Annotated in this window: 1 protein-coding gene; it reads right to left on the bottom strand. The window is 78.5% G+C overall.

Features of this window, described 5'->3' with window-relative positions; translation table 11 throughout:
* A partial coding sequence (locus AAHZ94_RS36565; protein ID WP_502964859.1) for an SLATT domain-containing protein occupies positions 1 to 675 on the bottom strand: 675 nt, incomplete at its 3' end.
* Positions 676 to 2,078: the final 1,403 nt, after the last annotated feature.

The following is a 2,078-nucleotide window of genomic DNA, read 5'->3' as shown; positions in this document are numbered from 1 at the left end:
CCGGAACCCGACGCGTAACGCATTCGCGTAAGCCCACCCAGCCGTTCCACCGCCCGTTCCACCCCCGGCGCCGGGCCCCTCGCAGCCCGTGCCGCCCCCCCCCCCGGCCCGGCCCCCCCCCCCCCCCCCCCCCGGGCGGGGGGGGGGGGCGGGGGCGCCGCGGGCGCGCCGGGCGCGCGCCCCGCGCCGCTTCCAGGCCCGGTCGGCCAGGTACCAGTCGGCCACCCGCAGCGCCCCCTCCTCGGCCCACCGGTACAACTCGTCGAGCCGCTCCGGCGGGTCGCCCCAGTCGCCGCGCGGAATCGGCCGGGCCGACAGGTCGGGGGGCCGCTCCGCGGTCCGCCGCACCGCCCCGCGCCCGCCGCCGGCGCCCCGTCTGCCCCACCGGCCAACGCGCCCGCGCGCGTACGGGGATGCGGCTGGCTCCTGCCCGGGCGACTGCGCGCCGTGCTCGGCGCCCGCCCCGTCCTCGGGGCCGCCGGGGCTGTCGGGTCCACCGGGTCCACCCGGGCCGCCGGGGCCACCGGGTCCGTCGGGGCCGCCCGGGCCGCCGGGGCCGCCGGGGCCTGCTGGTGCGCCGGGTCCGCTGGGCCCGCCGGGAGTGCCGGGAGTGCCGGGGCCGCTATCTGCCCCGTCCGTCCCACCCGGCGCATCGGCCCTGCCCGCCCCGCCCATCCCGTGCGCCCCACCTTCGCCGCACGGAAGTCCTTCGGGTCGCATCTCCGGCTGACTCACCCGTGAACTCCCTGCGTTCTGGCTGGCTCTGTGCTGACTGGCCGGCTGCGGCGCGGCGCCGCTGCTGCCCGCTCTCTGCGCTCTCTGCACTCTCGATGGTTGTGCCTCTTTTGTGCGGTCTCTGCCGGTTCATTGCGGGATCTCGTGGTTCTGCCGGTCGGATGCGGGGTGGGTGGCACGGGCTCGGTGGGTGCGGGGGCGGGTGGGTGTGGATGTGGCGGGTGTGGGGGTGGCGGGTGTGGGGGTGGGTGTGATCGTTTGTGGCCCGGGACGGGCCGTGGCGGGTGGCTCGGGACCGTTGGTGACTGCTCCGCGATCGGTTGGTTATCGGGTCACCTCCGTGGGTTGCTCGGTGTCGCGGGATGTTGCTCGGTGTTGCTCGGTGTTGCTTGGTGCAAGCCCGGTTTCGGCTGGCACCGCCTCGCCGCCTCGCCGTTGCCCGCGGTACGGGCGCCGCGGCCCGTATGCGCCGGGTTCGTACGTGCCTGGCCCTGGCGTGCAGGGTCCGTACGCGCCCGGTCCGTACGCGCCGTGGCCCGTACGCGGCTGGCGGTGTGTCCACCACGCACTGCGCCGCACCGCGCACCGAGCCCCATCCGCCACGCCCCGCGCGCCGTACGGGCCGCCGCATCGCGCCGCGGCTGGTGAGTCGCTGGGTGTCGCTGCTGCGTGCCGGTCCGGACGAGGCCGACGCCGTGGCCGCGGCGGTGGTCGGGCGGCCGGAGCGGCGGGCTCCGTTCGGCTCCCCGAGCCGCGCGCGGCGGGTGGCCGTGGTGGTCGACCCGGCCGTCGGCCCGCCCGATCGGGGCGGCGCGTGGCCAGGTTCGGGAGTGGCGCGCAGTCATCTTCCTACCGCCGAACGGCTGGCATTGCGCCCAGGATCGGGGAATATCACCCCAGAATCGGGCTAGAAGTGGCTTTGCATTGGATATGGGGCCGGACCTCTCTCACCCGAAAGAGTGCCCCACCCCACGGGACCGGGACCGGGCCCGTCCATCGGCCCCGCGCGAGGCGCGCCACCGCGGCCCGCCACCGAGGCTCCCGCTGCCGCGCCGTACGGCTCGGTGCGGAGTACGCCGTACGCCGTCCCCTCGCGCGCGCATGCCCGCGCGCGATGCCTTCGCTGCGGCGGGTTGGGGCAGTGGCCGACCACTGGGCGGTGGCAGGCCAGGACGGGGGGGACGGGGGACGGGGTGCAGCCGCGCCCTCGCGCGCCCCGCGGGGGGGGGCCCGGCCCGGCGGGGGCGGGGGGCCGGGGGGGGGCCGGGGGGGGGGGGCGGGGGGGCGGCCCCCGGCCCTCGACCCGGAGACCGGCCGCCGCCTGTGGGAGCGGTCCGAAGAGC

The organism is Streptomyces sp. HSW2009, assembly GCF_040240285.1.
GTDB lineage: Bacteria > Actinomycetota > Actinomycetes > Streptomycetales > Streptomycetaceae > Streptomyces.
The sequence above is the reverse complement of the archived record's forward strand: the minus strand, read 5'-3'. Positions and strand labels throughout refer to the sequence as shown.